This is a genomic window from Nonomuraea sp. bgisy101 (assembly GCF_057708945.1).
Genome location: NZ_JBYITD010000041.1, coordinates 20,995 through 40,955, shown reverse-complemented (window position 1 = coordinate 40,955; position 19,961 = coordinate 20,995). Strand labels below are relative to the sequence as shown.

19 protein-coding genes are annotated in these 19,961 nt (G+C 69.9%); 8 read left to right on the top strand and 11 right to left on the bottom strand.

Annotation, left to right across the window (positions count from 1 at the left end; genetic code table 11):
* The first annotated feature begins 339 nt into the window (after positions 1 to 339).
* The 3 genes from AC3EO4_RS47260 (at position 340) to AC3EO4_RS47250 (ending at position 2,598) form a co-directional block, all read left to right on the top strand.
* Entirely contained in the window at positions 340 to 546 is a 207-nt protein-coding gene (locus AC3EO4_RS47260) for a hypothetical protein (RefSeq protein ID WP_379577391.1), read from the top strand.
* Between the two features lie 340 nt (positions 547 to 886).
* Positions 887 to 1,306, top strand: a complete 420-nt coding sequence (locus tag AC3EO4_RS47255) for a YciI family protein (RefSeq protein WP_431902585.1) — start codon at positions 887 to 889, stop codon at positions 1,304 to 1,306.
* Positions 1,303 to 2,598, top strand: a complete 1,296-nt coding sequence (locus tag AC3EO4_RS47250; protein WP_379577601.1) for an RNA polymerase sigma factor — start codon at positions 1,303 to 1,305, stop codon at positions 2,596 to 2,598. Before AC3EO4_RS47255 ends, AC3EO4_RS47250 begins: the two co-directional genes overlap by 4 nt.
* A 24-nt stretch (positions 2,599 to 2,622) precedes the next feature.
* Here AC3EO4_RS47250 and AC3EO4_RS47245 read toward each other — a convergent pair whose 3' ends face one another.
* Positions 2,623 to 3,285, bottom strand: a complete 663-nt coding sequence (locus AC3EO4_RS47245; RefSeq protein ID WP_379577387.1) for a VC0807 family protein — start codon at positions 3,283 to 3,285, stop codon at positions 2,623 to 2,625.
* Positions 3,282 to 3,893, bottom strand: a complete 612-nt coding sequence (locus tag AC3EO4_RS47240) for a TetR/AcrR family transcriptional regulator (protein ID WP_431902583.1) — start codon at positions 3,891 to 3,893, stop codon at positions 3,282 to 3,284. Before AC3EO4_RS47240 ends, AC3EO4_RS47245 begins: the two co-directional genes overlap by 4 nt.
* A gap of 188 nt (positions 3,894 to 4,081) precedes the next feature.
* Between AC3EO4_RS47240 and AC3EO4_RS47235 the strand changes: the two genes are divergently transcribed.
* Positions 4,082 to 5,002: an NADP-dependent oxidoreductase gene (locus tag AC3EO4_RS47235; RefSeq protein ID WP_431902581.1), complete on the top strand. Its 921-nt coding sequence runs from the start codon at positions 4,082 to 4,084 to the stop codon at positions 5,000 to 5,002.
* A gap of 369 nt (positions 5,003 to 5,371) precedes the next feature.
* On the opposite strand, the gene AC3EO4_RS47230 is transcribed toward AC3EO4_RS47235, so the two are convergent.
* Positions 5,372 to 5,713 (bottom strand): histone-like nucleoid-structuring protein Lsr2, encoded by a 342-nt coding sequence (locus tag AC3EO4_RS47230; protein WP_379577381.1) that lies wholly within the window; start codon positions 5,711 to 5,713, stop codon positions 5,372 to 5,374.
* Positions 5,714 to 6,058: 345 nt separating this feature from the next.
* Here AC3EO4_RS47230 and AC3EO4_RS47225 point away from each other — a divergent pair, with 345 nt between their 5' ends.
* Positions 6,059 to 6,514 carry a serine hydrolase gene (locus AC3EO4_RS47225; protein WP_431902579.1) on the top strand — a complete coding sequence of 152 codons (456 nt, stop codon included), beginning with the start codon at positions 6,059 to 6,061 and terminating at the stop codon, positions 6,512 to 6,514.
* Positions 6,515 to 6,805: 291 nt separating this feature from the next.
* Here AC3EO4_RS47225 and AC3EO4_RS47220 read toward each other — a convergent pair whose 3' ends face one another.
* Complete coding sequence (locus AC3EO4_RS47220; RefSeq protein ID WP_431902578.1) at positions 6,806 to 7,660, bottom strand: NmrA family NAD(P)-binding protein; 855 nt, start codon at positions 7,658 to 7,660, stop codon at positions 6,806 to 6,808.
* 121 nt (positions 7,661 to 7,781) lie between these two features.
* On the opposite strand from AC3EO4_RS47220, the gene AC3EO4_RS47215 reads away from it, so the two are divergent.
* Positions 7,782 to 10,868: an AfsR/SARP family transcriptional regulator gene (locus AC3EO4_RS47215; protein ID WP_431902576.1), complete on the top strand. Its 3,087-nt coding sequence runs from the start codon at positions 7,782 to 7,784 to the stop codon at positions 10,866 to 10,868.
* Between the two features lie 284 nt (positions 10,869 to 11,152).
* On the opposite strand, the gene AC3EO4_RS47210 is transcribed toward AC3EO4_RS47215, so the two are convergent.
* The 4 genes from AC3EO4_RS47210 to AC3EO4_RS47195 form a co-directional block, all read right to left on the bottom strand.
* Complete coding sequence (locus AC3EO4_RS47210) at positions 11,153 to 12,274, bottom strand: alkene reductase (RefSeq protein WP_379577599.1); 1,122 nt, start codon at positions 12,272 to 12,274, stop codon at positions 11,153 to 11,155.
* Positions 12,275 to 12,483: 209 nt separating this feature from the next.
* Positions 12,484 to 13,662 (bottom strand): phosphorylase family protein, encoded by a 1,179-nt coding sequence (locus AC3EO4_RS47205; RefSeq protein ID WP_379577373.1) that lies wholly within the window; start codon positions 13,660 to 13,662, stop codon positions 12,484 to 12,486.
* 38 nt (positions 13,663 to 13,700) lie between these two features.
* Positions 13,701 to 14,423, bottom strand: coding sequence for a UMP kinase (pyrH, locus tag AC3EO4_RS47200; protein ID WP_379577371.1), 723 nt, complete (start codon positions 14,421 to 14,423; stop codon positions 13,701 to 13,703).
* Between the two features lie 195 nt (positions 14,424 to 14,618).
* The gene (locus AC3EO4_RS47195; RefSeq protein ID WP_431902574.1) at positions 14,619 to 15,464 is read right to left on the bottom strand and encodes a haloalkane dehalogenase; all 846 of its coding nucleotides are present in this window, start codon (positions 15,462 to 15,464) and stop codon (positions 14,619 to 14,621) included.
* Between the two features lie 93 nt (positions 15,465 to 15,557).
* On the opposite strand from AC3EO4_RS47195, the gene AC3EO4_RS47190 reads away from it, so the two are divergent.
* Together AC3EO4_RS47190 and AC3EO4_RS47185 are read left to right on the top strand one after the other, a co-directional pair.
* Complete coding sequence (locus AC3EO4_RS47190) at positions 15,558 to 16,043, top strand: MarR family winged helix-turn-helix transcriptional regulator (protein ID WP_379577367.1); 486 nt, start codon at positions 15,558 to 15,560, stop codon at positions 16,041 to 16,043.
* Positions 16,044 to 16,798: 755 nt separating this feature from the next.
* Positions 16,799 to 17,302 (top strand): NUDIX hydrolase, encoded by a 504-nt coding sequence (locus AC3EO4_RS47185; RefSeq protein ID WP_431902572.1) that lies wholly within the window; start codon positions 16,799 to 16,801, stop codon positions 17,300 to 17,302.
* A gap of 435 nt (positions 17,303 to 17,737) precedes the next feature.
* Here the strand turns inward: AC3EO4_RS47185 and AC3EO4_RS47180 are convergent, their stop codons facing one another.
* The 3 genes from AC3EO4_RS47180 to AC3EO4_RS47170 form a co-directional block, all read right to left on the bottom strand.
* Entirely contained in the window at positions 17,738 to 18,160 is a 423-nt protein-coding gene (locus AC3EO4_RS47180; RefSeq protein WP_431902570.1) for a hypothetical protein, read from the bottom strand.
* 161 nt (positions 18,161 to 18,321) lie between these two features.
* Positions 18,322 to 19,560 (bottom strand): GNAT family N-acetyltransferase, encoded by a 1,239-nt coding sequence (locus tag AC3EO4_RS47175; protein ID WP_431902568.1) that lies wholly within the window; start codon positions 19,558 to 19,560, stop codon positions 18,322 to 18,324.
* Positions 19,557 to 19,892 (bottom strand): hypothetical protein, encoded by a 336-nt coding sequence (locus tag AC3EO4_RS47170; protein ID WP_379577357.1) that lies wholly within the window; start codon positions 19,890 to 19,892, stop codon positions 19,557 to 19,559. Before AC3EO4_RS47170 ends, AC3EO4_RS47175 begins: the two co-directional genes overlap by 4 nt.
* Positions 19,893 to 19,961: the final 69 nt, after the last annotated feature.

The window sequence follows — 19,961 nt, the reverse complement described above, 5'->3', positions numbered from 1 at the left end:
TGTCCATGAGCCCCGATTGTCCATGAGCCCCGATCGACACGGCCCCGCTCAGCGCGCCGGGGTGGACTCGCACGCTCAACGCCGCGCATCCGCCGCAGGGGCGCACGGGACGTCGACGGGCCGGATCCGTCGGACCAGACGGGCATCCCTGCTATGGCCGTCGAGCTGCACCGTCAAATACAGGTATGGGCATGCCCCTTCATTGGAAATCACCCCGATTCGCGGAATGCGGAACCCACCCCGACGGTTGCAGCACCACATATCCGGATTAATCACATAATTCCGGGAACCAGCCCGGGCCCCGCCCAGGCACAAGAGACCAGACACGGAGTGATCCGCATGTTCACGATGAAGAACGTTCTCGCAGCCGGAGCAGTGGCAGCCTTCGCCCTCGTCGCACCCGCGACCGTGTCGGCCGATGTCTTCAGCACCGACACCGTGGCCGCCGCACACCACATCGCATCCGCCGACAGGCCCGGCCTTGGCAACGGAATCAGCCTGGGCGGCACCAATGCGGGTGGCGGCGGCAGCAACAGAAACAACTAATACACATTTCTGAAATCTTGTGAAAAGGGAAACGAAGAGGCGCCGGAAGCCACGCTTTTCGGCGCCTCTTCGCCGTTGCCGGAGACTTCTCCGCTGGCGGCAGAGGGCGGTCATCGGGGTCCCCTTGGCCCTGCGGTACGGCCCGCATGCTGGAGGCGAGCCCTGTCAAGATCGCCGGGCCCGTCCCGCAGGGCGGGATCGACGCTGGACGCGAGGGCTCTTCGCGGGTCCTCCGCATCTTTTCGGATTATCTTGGGCGCGATGTCGATCCGGCGGTTCCGCCGTTCGACTCATGGGTGAGAGGGTCCGAACGGGACCCGCGACACGGTAGGAGAAGACCGTGAAGTACATGCTGATCATGCGTGCGACCGACGAGGCCAACGCCGCGTTCCAGGATGTCGACTTCAACCAGATCATCGAGTCCATGGGCCGGTTCAACGATGAGATGATCTCGGCGGGCGTGCTGGTCGCCGCGGAGGGTCTCGACGACGCGTCACAGGGCGTTGTCGTGGACTACTCCTCCGAGCCTCCCGTCGTCACCGACGGACCCTACGGTGAGACCAAGGAGCTGTTCGGCGGATTCTGGATCCTCGACGTCGCCTCGAAGGAAGAGGCCGTCGAGTGGGCCAAGCGGGCACCGATGAGCGGTCCCGGGATGAAGGCCGAGATCCGGCGCGTCGCCAGCATCGAGGAGTTCCCGCAGGACAACGAGTGGATCCAGAAGGAGCGGGCATGGCGGGTGGCGACCGGCCAGCTGTGAGCGATCCGTACGGCGGTCGGCAGGCCGTGGCGGCGGTGTGGCGGATCGAGTCCGCGCGCATCGTCAGCACGCTCGCCCGGTTCACCGGCGATTTCGCGCTGGCCGAGGACCTGGCCCAGGAGTCACTGGCCGAGGCGCTTGTCGCCTGGCCGCGGGACGGCGTGCCGCGCAATCCCGCGGGCTGGTTGCTCACGGTGGGACGGCGCCGGGCGATCGACTCCTACCGCCGCCGCTCGGCTCTCGACGAGAGGTACGCCGCCCTTGCCAGGCATCTGGGCGAGGGCGGCCTAGCCTCCGGCGATCCCGGCATGCCTCTGGCGGGCGCCGCACCGGACACCGACCTGCTGTGGGATCCGGACCGCATCGATGACGACCTGTTGGCGCTGATGTTCATCGCCTGCCATCCGGTGCTGTCGCGCGAGGCCCAGATCGCGCTCACGCTCCGCGTCCTCGGTGGCCTCACGAGTGACGAGATCGCCCGCGCCTTCCTCGTGCCGACCGCCACGGTGCAGGCGCGAATCACGCGGGCGAAGAAGACGCTCGCGGCCGCGCGGGTGCCGTTCGACGTGCCGCCGTCCGACGAGTGCCGCAAGCGGCTCGGCTCGGTGCTCAGCGTGCTGTACCTGATCTTCACCGAGGGTTCGACTGCCTCCTCCGGAGATCAGTGGATCCGCCTCGACCTGGCTCGCGAGGCGGTCCGGCTGACCAGGATCCTGGCGCGGCTGGTCCCGGACCAGGCGGAGGTGCACGGCATGCTCGCGCTCTTCGAGCTCACCGCCGCCCGGTTCCCTTCGCGCCTGGATGACGACGGCGAACCGGTCCTGTTGGAGAAGCAGGACCGCCGGCGTTGGGACCGGGCTGCGATCCGGCGCGGTCGGGCGGCGTTGGTTCAGGCCGGGCGGGCCGGTCGTGGTCTCGGTGTCTACGGCGTGCAGGCCGCGATCGCCGAGTGTCACGCGGTAGCGCCGTCTGTCGAGGCGACGGACTGGGAGCGGATCGTGCTGCTCTACGAGGCGCTTGGCCGGCTGGCGCCTTCGCCGGTCGTCGAGCTCAACCGGGCGGTCGCGATCTCCATGGCCCAGGGCCCGGCGGCCGCACTCGCGGTCGTCGACGATCTGGTCGCGGCGGGCGGCCTCTCCGGCTCCCATCTGCTGCCGAGCGTGCGCGGCGAACTGCTCAGCCGACTCGGGAAACCCGACGACGCGCGGCGTGAGATCGAGCTCGCCGTACAGCTCTGCGGGAACGAGCGCGAGCGCGGCCTGCTCCAGCGCAAGCTCGCCGCCTTGGACTGACGATCCGGCGAGACCCGGCGGCCCTCACCGCACTCGGCCTCCTGGCGGGCCCACCTCCGCGTAGAGCCTGGAATAGCGGTTGTAGAGGCCGGTGGGCACCAGATAGGCGTTGATGACGACCTGCATCAGGAGCAGGAAGACGCCGTACTGCACGGCGCCGAGGCCGGGCACGACGTCCACCGGCAGCGTGTAGGCCATGACGACCCGCACGGCCGCGTCGAGCAGCAGGCCGGTGCCGTAGATCACCGTCACCACCCGCCAGATCCTGCGGAAGGCGGGCAGCCGCTCCCACAGCACGTCCCACGACTCGCGGTTCGGGCCGATGCGCCCTTCCAGCAGGAAGCGGGTGAGAACGAAGGCCAGCGGCCGGTCGCCGCGTGCGGTGGCCAGGAACCAGAGCCCGGCCACGGCGGTGAACCAGCCGTCCTTCGCCAGCAGGAACCGGTGGTCGTGGACGAGCAGGGACACCGCGGCGCTGCCCAGCATCATCGCCGTCATGAACAGGCTCAGACCGTCGGGCCTGCGCCGCCGTAAGAGGGCCAGGACGACGCTCAGGCCGGGGACGAGCGAGCTGACAAGCAGCGCGCCGTGATCGCTGACGCCGGTGGCGCGCAGCAGGTAGTACACGCCGATCGGCACGGCGACGTCCACCGCCACGACCAGCAGCCCCTTCGACCGAGGGCTCATCGCGCGGCCCAGGTGGCGCGGGCGAAGAGCTCGGCCAGCTCCTCGGCGTACTCGGCCAGGTCCGCGTCCGGGTCGGCCTCCAGCAGGAACGGCAGACCGTCGAGCGCGCGCTGGATCGCCATCGCCATCACGCGGGTGCTGAACGGGCGGAACGCTCCGGTGTCCTGGCCCCAGGAGAGCAGTCGTTCGATGTGGGCCAGGGCCGACAGGTCGGTGGCGGCCTCCCGGGCGGCCGTGCCGCCCTCCGGCCGGAAGTTGAGGAAGATCTCCGTGGCGGCGCGCATCTCGGCCCGGTGGTCGCCGATGTACTCCACCAGCGAGCGGATGTAGGTGTCGAGGGCCGCGACGGGCGTGGTCTGGGCGCCGACCCTGGCGGTCATGAAGGCCGCCAGGTCGGCGTAGATCGTGGAGAGCGCCTGGCCGATCAGCTCGTCCTTGCCGTCGAAGTGATAGGAGATCATACGGGTGCTGCTGAGCTCTGCGCGCTCGGCGATGCGGGCGAAGGAGGCGTGGTGGTAGCCGAGTTCGGCGATCGTCTGGATCGCGGCCGTCACGATCTGCCGCCGTCTGGCGGAGCTGGTGACCGAGTCCGCCCTTTTTACTTGCATGAGTAATTTTTAACTCATGTGAGTAAGGCGAGCAAGGGGCTCGCGACGGTGCCGGCATCCGGCTCAGAGCGATCGCCACCGGCTTGGGACGGCAAAGGGTTAGCGCAAACGCGGCCCCGGTGAGAACAGCATGAGGCGCGTCGCCCGTGCGGACCCGGGTCCGCCGCGCCCAGGAAGGAGATCAGCTCATGCGCGCCGTCACCTACGACGCCTACGCGGCCGACAACTCGCGACTGAAGGTCGGCGAGATCCCCGATCCCAAGCTCGGGCCGGGCGAGGTGCTCATCGAGGTTCGCGCGGCAGGGGTCAACCCGGTGGACTGGAAGATCATGGCCGGTCTGCTGGACGGGATGATGCAGACGGTGTTCCCGGTCGTGCCCGGCTGGGACGTCGCCGGGGTGGTGCGGGCGGTCGGCCCCGACACTCCGGAGTTCGCGCCCGGCGACGAGGTCATGTCCTATGCCCGCAAGACCGTCGTGCAGGGCGGGACGTTCGCCGAGTACGTCACGGCGCCGGCCTCGGCGGTCGCGCGCAAGCCGTCCGCTCTCGACTGGAACCAGGCCGGAGGGCTGCCGCTGGCGGGGCTGACCGCCCAGCGCAGCCTCGACCGGCTCGAGATCGGCCCTGGCGACATCCTGTTGGTGCACGGCGCATCGGGTGGCGTCGGCGGTTTCGGGGTCCAGATCGCCCGCGACAGGGGTGCCCGCGTCATCGCAACCGCCTCCGAACGCAATCACGGCCACGTGCGGGAACTGGGCGCCGAACCGGTGACCTACGGAGAGGGCCTGGCCGACCGCGTCCGCGCGCTGGCCTCGGACGGCGTGACGGCCGTGGCCGACTTCGTCGGCGGCCAGCTCGAGACGACCCTCGCCGTTCTGGCCGAGGGCGGGCGGCACGTGTCGATCGCCGACAACACCGTGGAGCAGCACGGCGGCCACTGGATCTGGGTACGGCCGGACGGCGCCAAACTCGCCGAACTGGCCGAGATGGCCGACAGGGGGGCGTTGACGGTCGAGGTGGCGCAGACCTTCCCGCTGGAGCAGGTCGGCGCGGCCTTCGACCTCAGCCGTAGCGGCCACGTCCGCGGCAAGCTGGCGATCACGCCCTGACCCCGGCGGACCGTCCCGCAGCGCCGGCGACCCCTCCTGGGTCACTCGGGCGCGAGGGGGGGCGAGGCGGTCCCCTGCGCCGCCGGAGCAGGGATCACGCCCGGGGTGTGCTGCCGGCCGCGCGCAGGCGGCGGCCGAGTTCGAGGCCGAAGAGGATCTGCGCGCGTTCGGAAGGCGCGCACGCCGCGAAACGGGGGCCTGCCGACGTGGCCGGGATACGGCAATGGAGCGGCATTTCCGGTGGGAAGCATAACCACGCCATGGCCGCGGCCCGCCCTGCCGTAGGGCGGGCCGTAGCTCTATGGCAGGGCACGGAAATTGATCCCAGACCGGGAAATTTCGTTCGTTGAGTAGCGGGCCTACTCGCAATCAGTGAGCGGCTTCGTACCGTTCGACGATTGCGGAGGAGATCCTGCCTCGCTCGCTGACCTGGAGGCCATGTGCCTTGGCCCACTGGCGAATCTCGGCGCTTTTCTCCCTGCTCATCGCGGCGCTACCGCGGGTCCCGCCACGACCGGCTCGCACGCTTCTGGGCTGCACGACTTTGCGGGCCTTGATGATGAAGGGTGCGAGCGCCGCATGCAGCTTGTCGGCGTTCGCCGCCGACAGGTCGATCTCGTAGTTCTCGCCATCGAGGGAAAACTTCGTCGTCTTCTCCGCGACACTGCCGTCGAGGTCATCAACGAACGTCTCGACAATCTGCTTAGCCATTGATCATTTTCTCGCATCTATGTGTGAAGACGAGCCAAGCTCGGGTCTTCCGTCGTCAGCAAATGGGCGGAACGAGTAGGCATACTTCGACGGCCTACCTGTGTGCTGCATGAACCTTATACCTGAAAGCACAGCAGCCGGTGTCGCCTGAGGACATTGTCGTGAGAGGTTCTCGCGTCCGCGGCTATCCATGGTTTGCGAAGAGTTGTCCGGCGCCCGCCCGCAAGACGTCGTTTCACCTGACGGACGATGGCGATGGCAAAGCCATGAAACACACCCCCACCGATGGCGCGGGGCTGACAACCCGGCGAGCCGGACGGCGACACCCTGTTCGAGATCGCATCGGTGACCAAGGTGTTCACAGGTCTGGCGCCTGCCAAGCAGGCGACGAGGCAGCGATCCTCGGGGGCGGCGGGCACGCGGCTCCGTACCGTGCCAGGCGCCCGGTTCCGGTATTTCCAATCTCGGCGCCGGACTGCTCGGGTCGTCCGCTCGACGGTGGCGGACCTGCTCACCTTCCTGCGGGCCCAGCTCGAGGGCGACGATGCCGCGATCCGCCTCAGCCGCCGGAGCGAGCACAGGATCAACCCGTCGCAGGCGATCCAGCTCGGCTGGATGGAATCCCGCCTGCATCCGAAGAGCGGCGGCGGCCGCCGGATCTGGCACAACGGTCGCAAGGGCGGTTTCGCCTCATACGTGGGCTCCGACCCGGATCGGCGGATCGGCGTCGTCGTGCTGAGCAGCATCTCGCGGCCGGTGAACGGCATGGCCTCCGGCCTGTTCCGGACCTTGACGTCATGAACCGGGCCTCGTGGTCGCGGGGACCGCCTCGCGGGGAAGGTCGTCGCAGGATCCGGGTGTGAACCCTGACCGGGGACGGACGCCGTCAGGACGGCCTGCCGTACAGAAGGTGGCGAGCTCTTCTGCTCCCTGGACGACAGGCGGAAGACTGCCAGCCGTACGGCCCTCGGCGCAGTCGTGTCTCACTCGGCCCAGGGCTGGAAGCCGGTGTGGAGGACGGTCCGAGTGATGAGGGGTTCGCGTCCGTGCGCCGGAATCCGCCATGACGCGGCCGAGGTGGCTCTCGCGCGGTCAACCCAGGTAGAAGTCCCTGCGAGCGGCCACGAACGACTCGATCGTCTGGGCGGGTACCCCTGTCACGCGTTCCACGTCGTCGGACGCGCGGTCGTAGCGATTCTCACGGTGCAGCCGGGCCATAGTGGCGATGTGCTGTTCGGTGTGCGGAGGCAGGCCCGCCTTCGCGAGCACCTCGGCCAGCCACCTGTCGAGCGGCACGTCCAGATAGGACACCGCACGCCCCAACGCCTTCGAGAACTCCTCGGCCATCTCCGTCATGTCGACCGTGCGTGGCCCGGTCAGCTCGTAGACGTTCCCGGCGTGCGGAGCCGGGTCGCGCAGCACGGTGGCCACCACCCGGGCGACGTCGTCCACGGCGACCGGCGACGTGCGCCCGGTACCGAACGGGAGCGCGATCGTGCCGTTCTCCCTGATCGATTGTGCCGCCAGCGTGGTGAACAGCGGATTGTTCAGGAACGACGTCGGCCGGATGTGGACCACCGGCAGGCCCGACCAGTTGAACACCTGCTCGACCAGCCAGTGCAGCCGCTGCTGATGCGACTCCGCGGTGCTGGTGGCGCTCATCTGCGACACCGTCATCTGTGACATGCCGACCAGGCCGGCCAGCCCCCCGCGTTCCCTCGCCACGGTGGCCACCACCGTCGCCGCCAGCAGATGGTCCGGCGAGACGGGCATCGCGAAGTACATCCGACCGACGCCCTCCAATGCTGCCGCGACCGTCTCGGGTCGCGTCAGATCGCCGAGGACGACCTCCGCGCCAAGCGCACGCATCGTGGCCCGCGGCGTCTGGAGAGCCCCGCCCGGCGGCATCTCGCGGACGTGATGCTCGACGGGTTCGACGACCGCCACAAGGAGAGGTGATCTCGCGCCGGGGCGAGGACGCCTTCCGGGTGAGCAACGACCGGTGGCACGCCACGATCGGGACCTGGGGCAGCGGAAAGGCCCTTCGTACGGTGTGTACGGTTTCCGTATGCGGTTCGGGGTGCTCGGTCCACTGATGGTGTGGGATGGCGAGGGGCAGGAGATCAGGGTCCCCGAGGCGAAGGTCAGGGCGCTGCTCGCCGATCTGCTGGCGCACGAGGGCAGGCCGGTCTCCGCCGACCGGCTCATCGACGACCTGTGGGGTGAGGAGCCGCCGGGTAACCCGGCCAACGCCCTGCAGGCCAAGGTGTCCCAGCTGCGCCGGGCTCTCGGCCGTGACCGCGTGGTCCATCAGGTGCCCGGTTACCGGCTCCGCGTCGACGACGCCGAGGACGAAGTCGACCAGCGTCTCTTCCAGTCCTTGGTGGCCGAGGCCCGCCTGGCGGGCGACCCGCGGGCGAGGGCCGCGCTGCTCACGGAGGCGCTGGAGCTGTGGCGGGGACCCGCGTTCGCCGATTTCGCCGACGAGGAGTTCGCGCGTGCGGCGGCGCACCGCCTGGCCGAACAGCGCCTGGCCGTCCTGGAGGAGCAGGCCGAGGCCCGTCTCGAAGCGGGCGACCGTACCCTGCTGACCGGGGAGCTCGCCGATCTGGTGGACCGCCATCCGCTGCGGGAACGGCTGCGCGCCGTCCAGATGCGGGCCTTGTACCTGGCCGGTCGCCAGGGCGACGCGCTGGCCTCGTACGCGGAGCTGCGTGACAGGCTGGCGCAGGAGCTGGGTCTCGACCCGAGTCCGGAACTGGCCGCGCTGCACACCGCGATCCTCCGCCAGGACGTGTCACTCGCTCCCGGCACCGTACCCCTTCCCGCCGCGGCGCAGGACGGCGGCCGGCCCCTGTCGAACCTGCCGGCCCCGCTCACCGCCCTGATCGGCCGCGACACGTCCGTGGAGGAGGTCGTACGGCTTCTCGGCACCGCGCGTCTGGTGACGCTCACGGGAACGGGCGGGGTCGGCAAGACGCGGCTTGCCGTGGAGCTCGGCGCCAGGCTCCTCGGGGAGGTGCCCGACGGGGTGTGGCTCGTGGAGCTCGCCGGCCAGAGAGGTGAGATGGCGGACCTCGTCCAGGTGGTCGCGGGAGTGCTCGGTGTCAGGGACGACGTGCCCTCCGGCCTCGGTGGGCCTCAGGCGCCCGTCGACCGGCTCATCGCCGCCCTGCGCGACCGCCGGACCCTGCTCGTCGTCGACAACTGCGAACACGTCGTCGAACCGGCGGCCGAGCTCGTCGACCGGCTGTTGCGCGCCGCGCCTGGACTGCGCGTGCTGGCCACCAGCCAGGAGCCGCTGGGTCTGGCCGGAGAGACCGTCTTCCTGGTCGAGCCGCTCGAGGAGACCGAGGCGGTGCGGCTGTTCACCGCGCGTGCCGCGGCGGCGGCCCCCGGTTTCTCGCTGGACGAGGCCGACCAGGTGTCCGTGGCGGAGATTTGCCGCCGTCTCGACGGCATTCCGCTCGCCCTCGAACTCGCCGCCACCCGTGTCCGTGCTCTTGGCGTGCGAGAGTTGGCCGCCCGCCTGGACAACAGGTTCCGGCTGCTCACCCATGGGCAGCGAGGCGCCCCCGCCCGTCAGCGAACCCTGCGGGCGATGATCGACTGGAGCTGGGAACTGCTCGGTGAGCCCGAGCGTGCCGTGCTGCGCCGTCTCGCCGTGCACGTCGACGGCTGCACCCTGGAGGCCGCGGAAGCGGTGTGCGCGGGTGACGTTGTTCCTCACGAGGAGGTCCTCGACCTGCTCACCCGGCTCGTGGACCGGTCGCTGGTCGTCATGGTCGACGGGCCGGCAGGCCCCCGTTACCGGCTGCTCGAGTCCGTGAGCGTGTACGCGATGGAGCGTCTGCGGGAGGCGCAGGAGGCCGACGCCACACGGGGCCGGTACCTGCGCCACTACCTGGACCTCGCGGAGCGGGCCGAGCCCCGGCTTCGTGGGGCAGGGCAGCAGGCGTGGCTCGGTCGCCTCGACGCCGAGGCCGCCAACCTGCGCTCGGCGCTCGAGGAGGCGGTACGGCGGGCCGCGACGGACGAGGCCCCTGGCGGTGAAGCGGTGCGGCTCGCCACCGCGCTGAGCTGGTGGTGGCTGCTACGTGGCCGGTTGAGCGAAGCCGGCCGCGCCCTGTCGGCGGTACTCGCCGTCGCTCCCGAGGCCGCCGAACTCCGCGTCCTGCGAGGCGCGTTCGCGCTGCTGACCGGGGACCGTTCCCAGGCACGTCCGGGCCTCGATTCGGCGATCGCGGATCCCGTGCGGCGCGGCCGGGCCGTGTGGCTGTACGCGTACGGGCTGTTCAACGGCGGCGATCCCGCCGCCAGCGCGGAGGTCAACGGCCGGGCACTCGACCTCTTCACGGCGGCCGGCGACCTGTGGGGCACGGCCGCCGCTCTTGGGCTGCGGGCCATGCACGCGTTGATCCGGGGTGACCTCGCCGGCATGGAACGGGACGGTCTGCGCGGCGCCGAGCTGTTCCGCGCGCTCGGGGACCGCTGGGGCGAGCTGCAGACCGCGCAGCCGCTCGCCGCGCTCGCCGAGATCAAGGGCGACTACGAGGAGGCCTGGCGCCTGCAGAGCGAGGGACTGCGCATCGCGCAGGACCTCGGCCTGGAGACGGAGCTCTCCTCACGCCAGTCCGGCCTCGGCAGGCTGGCGCTGCTCGCCAAGGAGTGGGACAGGGCTCGTGAGCTGCACGAGCGTGCCAGGCGGCTGGCCGCCGAACACGGGTACAAATACGGCGAGGTCCACGCGGAGATGGGACTGGCCCTTGGTGAACGTCGCGTCGCTCAGGCGACCTCGATGCCGCCGAGGCGCGCCTGCTGCGCATCCGTGACGCGTACGCCGGTCTGTCCTCGAAGGCGGGCGACCATCTGGTCCTCGCGGAGCTGGGTTTCGTCGCCGAACTGCGCGGGGACGCGGCTCGGGCGGCAACCCGCCATCTCCTCGGGCTCGAGATCGCCCGCTCTCTTGATGAACCGCGCGCCATGGCCCTGTCCCTGGAGGGACTCGCCGGAGCGGCGGCGCTGTATGGCGAGGCGGATCGAGCCGGATGCGGCGCCCTGCTGCTCGGCGCGGCGGACGCGGCTCGCCGGAGTGTGGGCGCACCGCTGCCGCCGGCCGAGCGCGGCGACGTCGACCGGATCACGACGGCGTTGACGGCCGCCCTGGGCGGGGCGGCCTTCGCCGACGCGTTCCTGCGGGGCACGGACCTGACGCCGGAGGAGGCAGGGGACGCCGCCCTGGCAGCCCTCACTCCTGCGTCCTGACTGGTCAGCTCTCCTGTGTCCTGACCGGTCAACGCCCGGAACACCGGACGGCTCCCCGGCCTGGCGCGCGGACCTCGAGGGACTCCGGTGCTCGCGGGGACTGCGGTGCCTCGCCCGGCTCAGGAGATCTCATGAGGGATGGCCCCTCGTCGTCCGCGGGCCGGCTCGCGATGGTCATGCGGCGGCCGGTTCGGGCGCCGGGACCTGATGCGGGGCGGCGGTCGACACGGGGTAGTCGGTGTAGCCCGCTTCTCCGCCCGTGTACATCATGCCCGCGTCGCGTACCGGATTGAGCGGCGCACCGGTGCGGAGCCGTTCGACCAGGTCGGGGTTCGCCAGGAAGGCGCGGCCGAGCGAGACCAGGTCGGCTCCGGCGGCGAGCAGCCGCTCGCCTTCGTGCCTGCCGCCGTCGGCGGGCAGCGGCCCCGGCCACGGCAGCGCCGGGTTGGCGATCAGCGTGCCCGGCCAGCCCTCCCTGAGGGTACGGAAGATCGGCTGGTCGGGGTCGGCGAAGACGACGTGCAGGTAGGCCAGGCCGAGAGGCGCCAGCGCGTCGATGAGCGCCGGATAGATGCGCGCGGTGTCGCCTTCGTCGATGCCGTTGACCGCGACTCCAGGAGAGATGCGCAGCCCCACACGGTCGGAGCCGATCGCCTCGGCGACGGCCCGCACCACCTCGACCACGAGGCGGACGCGGCCTGTGACAGGGCCGCCGTAGGCGTCGGTGCGGCGGTTGGTGTTCTGCGCCAGGAACTGGTGCAGAAGGTAACCGTTGGCGGCGTGCACCTCCACTCCGGCGAACCCCGCGTCGATGGCGTTGCGGGCGGCGGCGGCGAAGTCGGCCACCGTGGAGGCGATCTCGTCCAGGGTCATCTGGCGGGGCACGACGGTGTTCTGGTGCCCGCTGGGAGTGAAGATGGTGTCAGGAAGAGGCACCGGGGAGGGCGCGACGGGTGTCGACCCGCTGTTGTCGGGGTGGCCGACGCGGCCGCCGTGCTGCAGTTGCAGGAACATACGCCCCCCTGCGGCGTGCACGGCGCCCGTGACCTGCCGCCATCCGGCCACGTGCGCCTGGCCGTAGATGGCGGGAATGTTGGGGTAGGTCTGTCCGACGGCGTTCGGTGTGGCCGCCTCGGCGATGATCAATCCGGCGGAGGCGCGTTGCGCGTAGTAGGTGGCCATGATGGGCTCAGGGACGCCGTCCGCCGCCGCCCTGTTGCGGCTCATCGGCGCCATGACCAGCCGATTGGGCAGACGCAGCGCGCCCAGCTCGGCGGGTTCGAACAAGGGGGACACCGGTGATGGTTCTGTGCCCGGCGTGCCGTCGACGAGCTCTTCGTTCTGTGCGTACGCGGTCATGGTCCGCTCCTGCCGTTGGTTCGTGCTGCTGGCAGGAATGACTGTGCTCGTAAGCGCTTCGGAAGCGCTGATGGTCCGCTGATGCGCGCTCTGTCGGCACCTCGGACCTCAGGGCCGGTTCCACGCCTTCACCGAGCGCCATCGGATCATGACTCGACGTCGACGCCGAACAGCGGTTCGTCCGCCGCACGGAGATCCTGGTTGGGCAGCCCGTTCGGGTACTCACGCCTCACCCGATCGAGGGCTGCCAGCGCGATACCGAGATGACCGCGTTTGCTCGCCTCGTAGAAGGACTGCGCGCCACCGGAGAGCTTGGGATCGGCGTGCAGAGGCTTGTCCGAGACGCACAGCAGCGTCGCGTTCGGGATGCGGTAGCGGAAGCCGTTGGCCGCGATCGTCGCCGACTCCATGTCGACGGCGATACTGCGCGCGCCTTTCATCAGCGCAAGGGTCCTGCCCTGGTTGAACTCCCAATTGCGGTTGTCGGTGGTGTGGACGACGCCGAGGCGGTAGCGGGCGTGCGCGGCGTCAAGGCTGTCGAGCAGAAAGGTGTTCAGCCGGTGGTTGGGGATGACGGGGATCTCGATCGGCAGCACCTCGTCGAGCACGTGGTCGGCTCGCTGGTAGGCGGTCGCGAGCACGAAATCGCCCCGGGCCTGATGGTTGCGCAGGCCTCCGCAGTGCCCGATCATGATCATCGTGTCGGGCCGCAGCACGGCGAGGTGGTCGGTGATGGTCTTGGCGTTCGACGGGCCGACGCCGATGTTGACCAGGCTGACACCGTCGCCGTGCGGAGTGCGGTGATGCCAGGCGGGCATCTGGACCCCTGGTCGGCTCGGGCCCTCGGCATCGGGAAAACGTTCCCTGAAGGACTCGACGTGCATGGCGTAGTTGGTGAACAGGACATGCCGCTGAAAGGACTCGGCCGGTGTGCCGCAGTAGTGCGAGAGCCGGTCGAGGGACAGCGCCATGCGTTCGGGGCCGAACAGGAACAGCTTCTTGCTTCGCAGGTCGATGCGGTCCTCGTCGAGGGCCGCGAAGAAGGCGGGGTCGTCGAACGCCGGGGCGCGCCGGGATGCCCGCACGGTCACGGTCGCACCGGCCTTCAGCAAAGCCGACAGCTCTCGATGCAGGTAGCCGCGGATCGCGTCCGGCCTCGCGAATTCTCCGGTGATGCGCGGGTTGGCCGTCGACCATGGCCGCTCGACCTCGATCGCGGGATACCAGCCCTCCGCGTCCAACGAGCCGAGCGCGTCGAGCAGTTCGTCGACGGCGGACGCGATGCTCTGCGACGGTGTCCTCTTCTTGGTTACTTCGGCATCCACTGGGCCCCCTCATACTGTTCCAACCGGTTCTTAGCAGGTCAGACGGACCGGGCGATGCGCGTGCCGACGTCCTCGCCCCGGCAGATCGCGCTCATCGCGCCCACCGCGGCGACGTCGAAGACGTGCATGAGCAGCCCCTGCTCGTCAGCGAGGACGAAGGCGCTCTGGTCCATGACCTTCACCCCTGCGGCCAGCGCCTTCCGGTAGGTGAGGTCGGTGAATCGTTCGGCGTCGGGGTCCAGGTTGGGATCGCGGTCGTAGACGCCGTCCACCCCACGCTTGGCGACCAGCAGCGCGTCCACTTCCAGTTCCAACGCTCGCTGGACGGCGGGATAGTCGGTGGTGACGTAGGGCTGCCCGATGCCGCCCGCCAGCAGCACGATCAGCCCGCGCCGCAGGTGCCGGTCCGCGCGCAGCCGGATGTACGGCTCGGCCACGCTCTGCATCGGCACCGCCGTCATCACCCGCACATCCGACTCGCTGCGCGCCGTCAGCACGCCGCGCAGCATCAGCGCGTTCATCACCGTGCCGAGTATGCCGATGTTGTCGGCCTCGGCCCGGCCGATGCCCCATCCTTCGGCCATCCGCCCCCGGAAGTAGTTGCCGCCGCCGACGACCACGGCGAGCTCGATCCCGAGTTCGTGCACCGACAGCAACTCGTCCGAAAGCTGAGCAAGGCTCTCCGGATCGGCGCCCCAGCCCGTGGGGCCCGCCAGGGCCTCCCCGCTGAGCTTCACCACGACACGTGAATAGCGACCCACGATCTCACTCCTTCAGCGGGTCGCACGGTCGGCGACCCGGCCCAGCCTACGAGAGCGACGCGGCGTCACCGCGTTCGGCCGTGCCGGGCGAGCCCCTTGTTTTTCTTACGGTTCCTTTCAGGTCACGCGAGGTGTGTCGCCACCGCGCTTGTCCTGAGATGACGCATCACGATTCCCGTCGAATGGGGCGACGGATCAGCGGGGAACCCAGGCGGTGATCGCAGCCGCGATCGCCTCGGGCTGGTCTTCGGTGGCGTGGTGACCTGCCGGTCCAATGTGTTCGATCTGCAGGCCGGCGATGTTGTCCTTGCACCAGGCGGCGGTCTCCGGGGTGATGAGCAAGGTCGGGGAGGAGTCGAAGGTGAGCAGCAGCTTGGGGATGTCAGAGCTGGTGGCCAGCCAGGCGTCATAGGCGGCGACCCGTTCGGCCACGTCGGCGGGCTCGCCGTCGAGCGGCAGTGAGCGGGCCCACTGCAGGACGGGGCGACGGCTGTCACGCGTGGGGTAGGGCTCCAGGTAGGCGGCCATCTCGTCCGGGCTCAGCGGATGGAGGACGCCGCCTGTGTAGGCGGTTTCGATGAAGAAGTTCTGGTCGAGGACCAGGTCCTCGCCCTTCGGCGAGCGCATGGTCTCGGCGCGGGCGCGGGGGGCCTCGCCCAGTTCGCTCCACGACATGGGGCGGACGATCGTCTCGAAGAAGGCGATGCCGCGCACCCGCTCGGGGTGACGGGCGGCCCAGTCGAAAGCCAGGGCGCCGCCCCAGTCGTGACCCACGAGCACGACGTCGTCCAGGCCGAGGGCGTCGAACCAGGCGTCGAGGTAGCGAGCGTGGTCGGCGAAGGTGTAGGCGATGTCGGGCTTGCCGGAGCGGCCCATGCCGATGAGGTCGGGGGCGAGCAGCCGGGCGGGAGCGCCGATCCCGGGCAGCACCTTGCGCCAGGAATGGGAGGAGGAAGGGTTGCCGTGGAGGAAGACCAGCGCGGGACCGCTGCCGGTGTCCTCGTAGTGAATGGAGGAGTCCAGGACGTCGACGTAAGGCATGATCACAACAATCTGTTAGTCAGGCGAACGTTTGTGGCACTAACGAATCTATATCGTTAGGGCGACTAACGCAAGGGAGATATCATCGGAGCCATGGCCATCGGCGACATGCGGCATCTGGGCGACGATCAGGCGACTCCGGCACGGCTGCGGCGGATACCCAGCAGGCTGCTGTCGATCGCGGCGGCGCAGGCTGATCGGCTGGTGACCACCGGACTGGCCGAAGCGGAAGGACGCAAGTGGCACTACGCCGCCCTGACCGCGCTGCAGGACTCCGGCCCGGCCAGCCAGGCGACGCTGAGCCGCCGGACCGGCATCTACCGAAGCGACCTGGTCGCGGTGATCAACGAGCTCGCCGAGCGCGGTCAGGTGGAGCGCGCCCCTGATGAGACCGACCGCCGCCGCAACGTCATCACCATCACCCAGGAAGGCCGGAAGCAGTTGGACCGGCTCGACGCCCTGCTGTCGACCCTGCAGGACCAACTGCTCGCGCCCCTGACCGTGGCGGAACGAGAGCAGTTGGTCGAGCTCCTGGGACGGCTGGTCGAGCACCACGCACGAGCCGGCGACGCGTCCTGACCGCCGGGGTGGCGACCGGCCACCCGAAGGCCCGCCGTCAGCCGCGGCCCCTGCGGCACGTCGCACGCCCTCCGGCAGGCGCCGGCGTGATTCTGGCCGGGCTCGCCGCGCGTCGCGTGGGGGTTCGAGGACCTCCCACCCCCACGAAAAAGCCAAGAAGGTGCCTTCCGATCGGAACCTGTTCTCGTTCCACACCGGTCAGACGGGAAAGGCGCCACCGCCCCCGGGTGTCCGGCACTCCGCCGTCCTTCAGCCGTCGCCGCGATGAGCGCGCAGTTCCCGGCGCGCCTGGTGACGGCTGCGCCGACGCTCCTCCCGTCGGAAGCAGTACCACTCCCGATTCCCACCCCTGGTGCCGCAACCGAACACGTAGAAGGCGGGGGCACTTGCGGTGGTCCAGGGACGCGCTCTCGGCGGTGATCTCGTCCGGCAGCGTGCACGGCCCGAACCGATGATCATGCACGGGCAGGCAGGTCACCATCGGCGAGTCTGCCATCCGCACCCACCAGGGCCGGGTCTTGTCGGTCTTGCTCATACGGTCACCTTTCGGCTCCGTGACGCCCCAGGATGGGGCCGTCATGGGACCGGGTGCACCGTGATCACCTCCGACGCCGGGCACGATCATCATGCCGCGTCCGACATCACCGTGAGCCCCTTGATCTTCATATGGATGGCATGCGCGTCAACCGGTCGTGGCGCGGTGGCCGGCAGCCGGCCGTTTGCGGTACGGCGGAGGCCTTAACAGACTGGGGATCATGAAAGCGTTGTCAGTACTCACCGTCAGCGCGGTAGCGCGCAGGAACGGTGAAGTCCTCCTGGTCCGACAGCGGAACGCGGGCGATGCGGGCTCGGGATGGGACTTGCCCGGCGGGATGGTCGAGGCTGGAGAACTCGCCGACGACGCGGTGCTCCGCGAGATCTGGGAAGAGACAGGGCTGAGGGCGGACATGCCGTCCCGGCTGCTGTGCATCGCGCAGTTCCGCAACCCCGACGCGCCGCCTCCTGGCATGTTGACCGCGATGTACTTCGAGGTCGAAGGGCTGCAGGGGGAGATCTGTTGTCAAGATCCAGATGGGGATGTGCTGGACGCGGAATGGGTCTCGATCGCTGAAGCGGTCATCAGACTGTCCGCCGGCCGCGCATCTCATATGCGTGATCCCGCCGTTCGCTGTCTGACCCGTCCTGGGCCCGAGGTGAGCTTCTGGACGTGGCCGAACGGCCTGGCTCACGAACCTCGGGTGATCCCGCCTGACGATTGAGGTGACGGCAGGCGGATGCGGCGCCCCCAGCGCGAGCAGGCGGACGCCGAGGTCGTGCCAGGCCCTTGCCTGGCAAGTGTCACGCTTACGGCGCCGCATCCTTCCCATCGCCTCGACGATGCACGCGTGCGCCTGTTCGGGCTGCCCGCTGCGGACGAGCCGTTCGCTGCACAGGTCCACCGCCTGGAGGAACTGAACCGTCGAGTCGGCCTGGTGCCACCAAGCCGCCATGACCTCGGCGCTCACCTCTGCGGCCTCGGCCACGCGGCCGACCTTGTCCAGCCGATCCGCATAGGCCGTCAACGCGTGGATGAGTTCGAAGCTCGCCGATGTGGCCCCAGCGTGCCGGAGCCGTCCGCGGATCTCGGTCACCGCCTCGGCCGCGGACTCCACCGCCTCCTGGTCGCGGCCGAGCCTGGCGAGGAGCAGCGTCCGTCAGTAGCGCGCGTCCGGGGCCTCTGCCTGCGCGGATCGGTTGGTCTCCGACAGCAGCAGGAGTTCGTCGACGACCTCGAGTGCCTCCTCGTGCCGCTTGCACTCCATGAGGCTGCGACGTAACGCGGCCAAGGCGTGGACGATCCGGTCGGCGAACAGACCCGGTCGGACGGCGGACAACCTCCCATAGACCGCCAGTTCTTCCCGGCGAGCCAGGCAGGTGAGATCGTCCCATCCCAGTTCGGTCAGCCACTTGGCGAGTCGGTCCAGCGAGTCGGGTAAGGCGGTCGGCGTGGGCCACGTATCCGGGGATCGCCCACGCAGCCGCCTGACCTGCTCGAGCTCGTCCGCCGCCCACCGCACGGTCTTGTCCGGCCGGACCACACCCCCGTAACGGGCTGGATCCACGGGGCGTGCGAGCATCGCAGGCTGAACCACCTCAGCGTCCGGCCCGTTCGTCACCTGTGTATACCCTCTGCACGTGGTGGGTGGAGTAGGGCTCCAGGACGGCCGCTGAACGGCGGTCGGATCACCACGACCCACCAGATCATCTCAGAAGTGGATCAACCGAGTGATCCACTGTCCTAGTACGGCAGGTAGTAGCTGAGCAGGTCGGCGGTCAGCGGCGGGAAGAGCGCCTGGAACAGCTCTTCCTCCCCGGCGTAGACGTCGGGCCGGATCCGGGTCAGCCCCTCGATCCCGTGCGGGCCGAACAGCAGGGCGGGCAGGTGGTCGGGCGCGACTCCGGCGCCTCCCACGACTCCCGGGCCCTGCATCGCGCCGCCCGTGACGACCTCACCGAGGCCGTCGGCGTGGACCGGGATCCGGTAGTGGGCACCGAAGGTCGAGATGACGAGGTCGCGGCCGGTGTGATCCATCCCGGCTGTGGTGAGGCGCTGCCGGAGCAGCGGCCGCAGCCGGTCGAGCAGCGTCGCGACGTCCGGGATGCGGACGTAGTACTGCTCCGCCTGCTTGCGCGGCTCATGGTCGAGGAAGTCCTGCCATGCGGCGGCGGTCACGGTACCGGCCCGATGGACGACCCGCACCTGGCCGCCTGGCACCAGGCCGGCGACGCCTCGCAGCAGGTCCCGTGCCGCCGCCTCGTCCCGTGCGGCGGCCTCGGCCAGCAGCACCTCGTCGTCGTCGGGTGGCGTGGTGCGTCCGGTGGCGACGACGGTGCCGGCGCGCTCCAGGACCCAGAGGCTGCTCCCCTCGTGGGCCAGCAGCCACCGCCAGCACGCCGCCGAGTGCGGCATGGCCACGTCGAACCGGTCCTGAGCCGTGTCCTGCAGGGCCGCCATGGCGGGGATGTCGGAGGGCAGGGCGGCGCGGAGCGCGGGGATCCCCTCACCGGGCGGCGGGGTGCGCACGGTCAGCGCCCGAGGAATGTCGATGGCGTACTCGTAGCCGAACAGCCGGTAGAAGTACGGGATCCCGATCATCGTCTGAATCACGTGGCCGCGGGCGGCGGAGCGGTCGTGGGCCCATCGCATGAGCGCTCGTACGAGTCCGCGTCCTTCGTATTCGCGGTCGGTGGCGACCAGCTCGACCTGGCCGGCGGGCAGGTGGACGTCGCCGATGCGTACCACTTCGTCGAGGAGCGTCGCGGTGGACACGACCCGGTCGCCGTCGACGACCACGGCGCAGGCGGACCAACCGGCGTCGGGGTCCGTGACGACCAGCCGGTGGTCGAGGGCGTCGACCGGATCACCGCGCTCGGCGAGGAGCGTGCCGATCTGGTCGAGGTCCGCGGGCTGTGCCTGTCGCAGGACGAGACCGTCGGCCAGTGGAGTGGCTGCGGGGGAGGCGGTGGTCGTGGTCACGGCGGGACTATCGCATCGCCATGGCCGCCTCGTCCATCGAGTTTCCGCCGGGTGGGGCGCGCAGTCCTATCATTCGTTCCGACCTGGCCGTCTTCACGGAGGCGTCGCGCAGCGTGCTGGACGCTACCCCCGCCGAGAACGCCGGCGCCGACCATGAGGGGCAGCCCGGCGACCAGCAGGTTGTTCGAGAGCGTCCGGCTCCCGAACATCGGGATGTCCTCGCCCGGCCGGCCCTTGAGATCGGCGATGGCCCTGTGCGCGTCCGCCCGCCGCGCGATGGTGGTGGTGTCGGTCCACGGCGCCGTGTCCTTCTCGGTCAGCGAGTCGGACACGACGACCTTCCGCAACGCGTTGTCGCGCTGCCCGGTCTCACGGTGCGGGTCGGCCAGGCCGGGATTGTC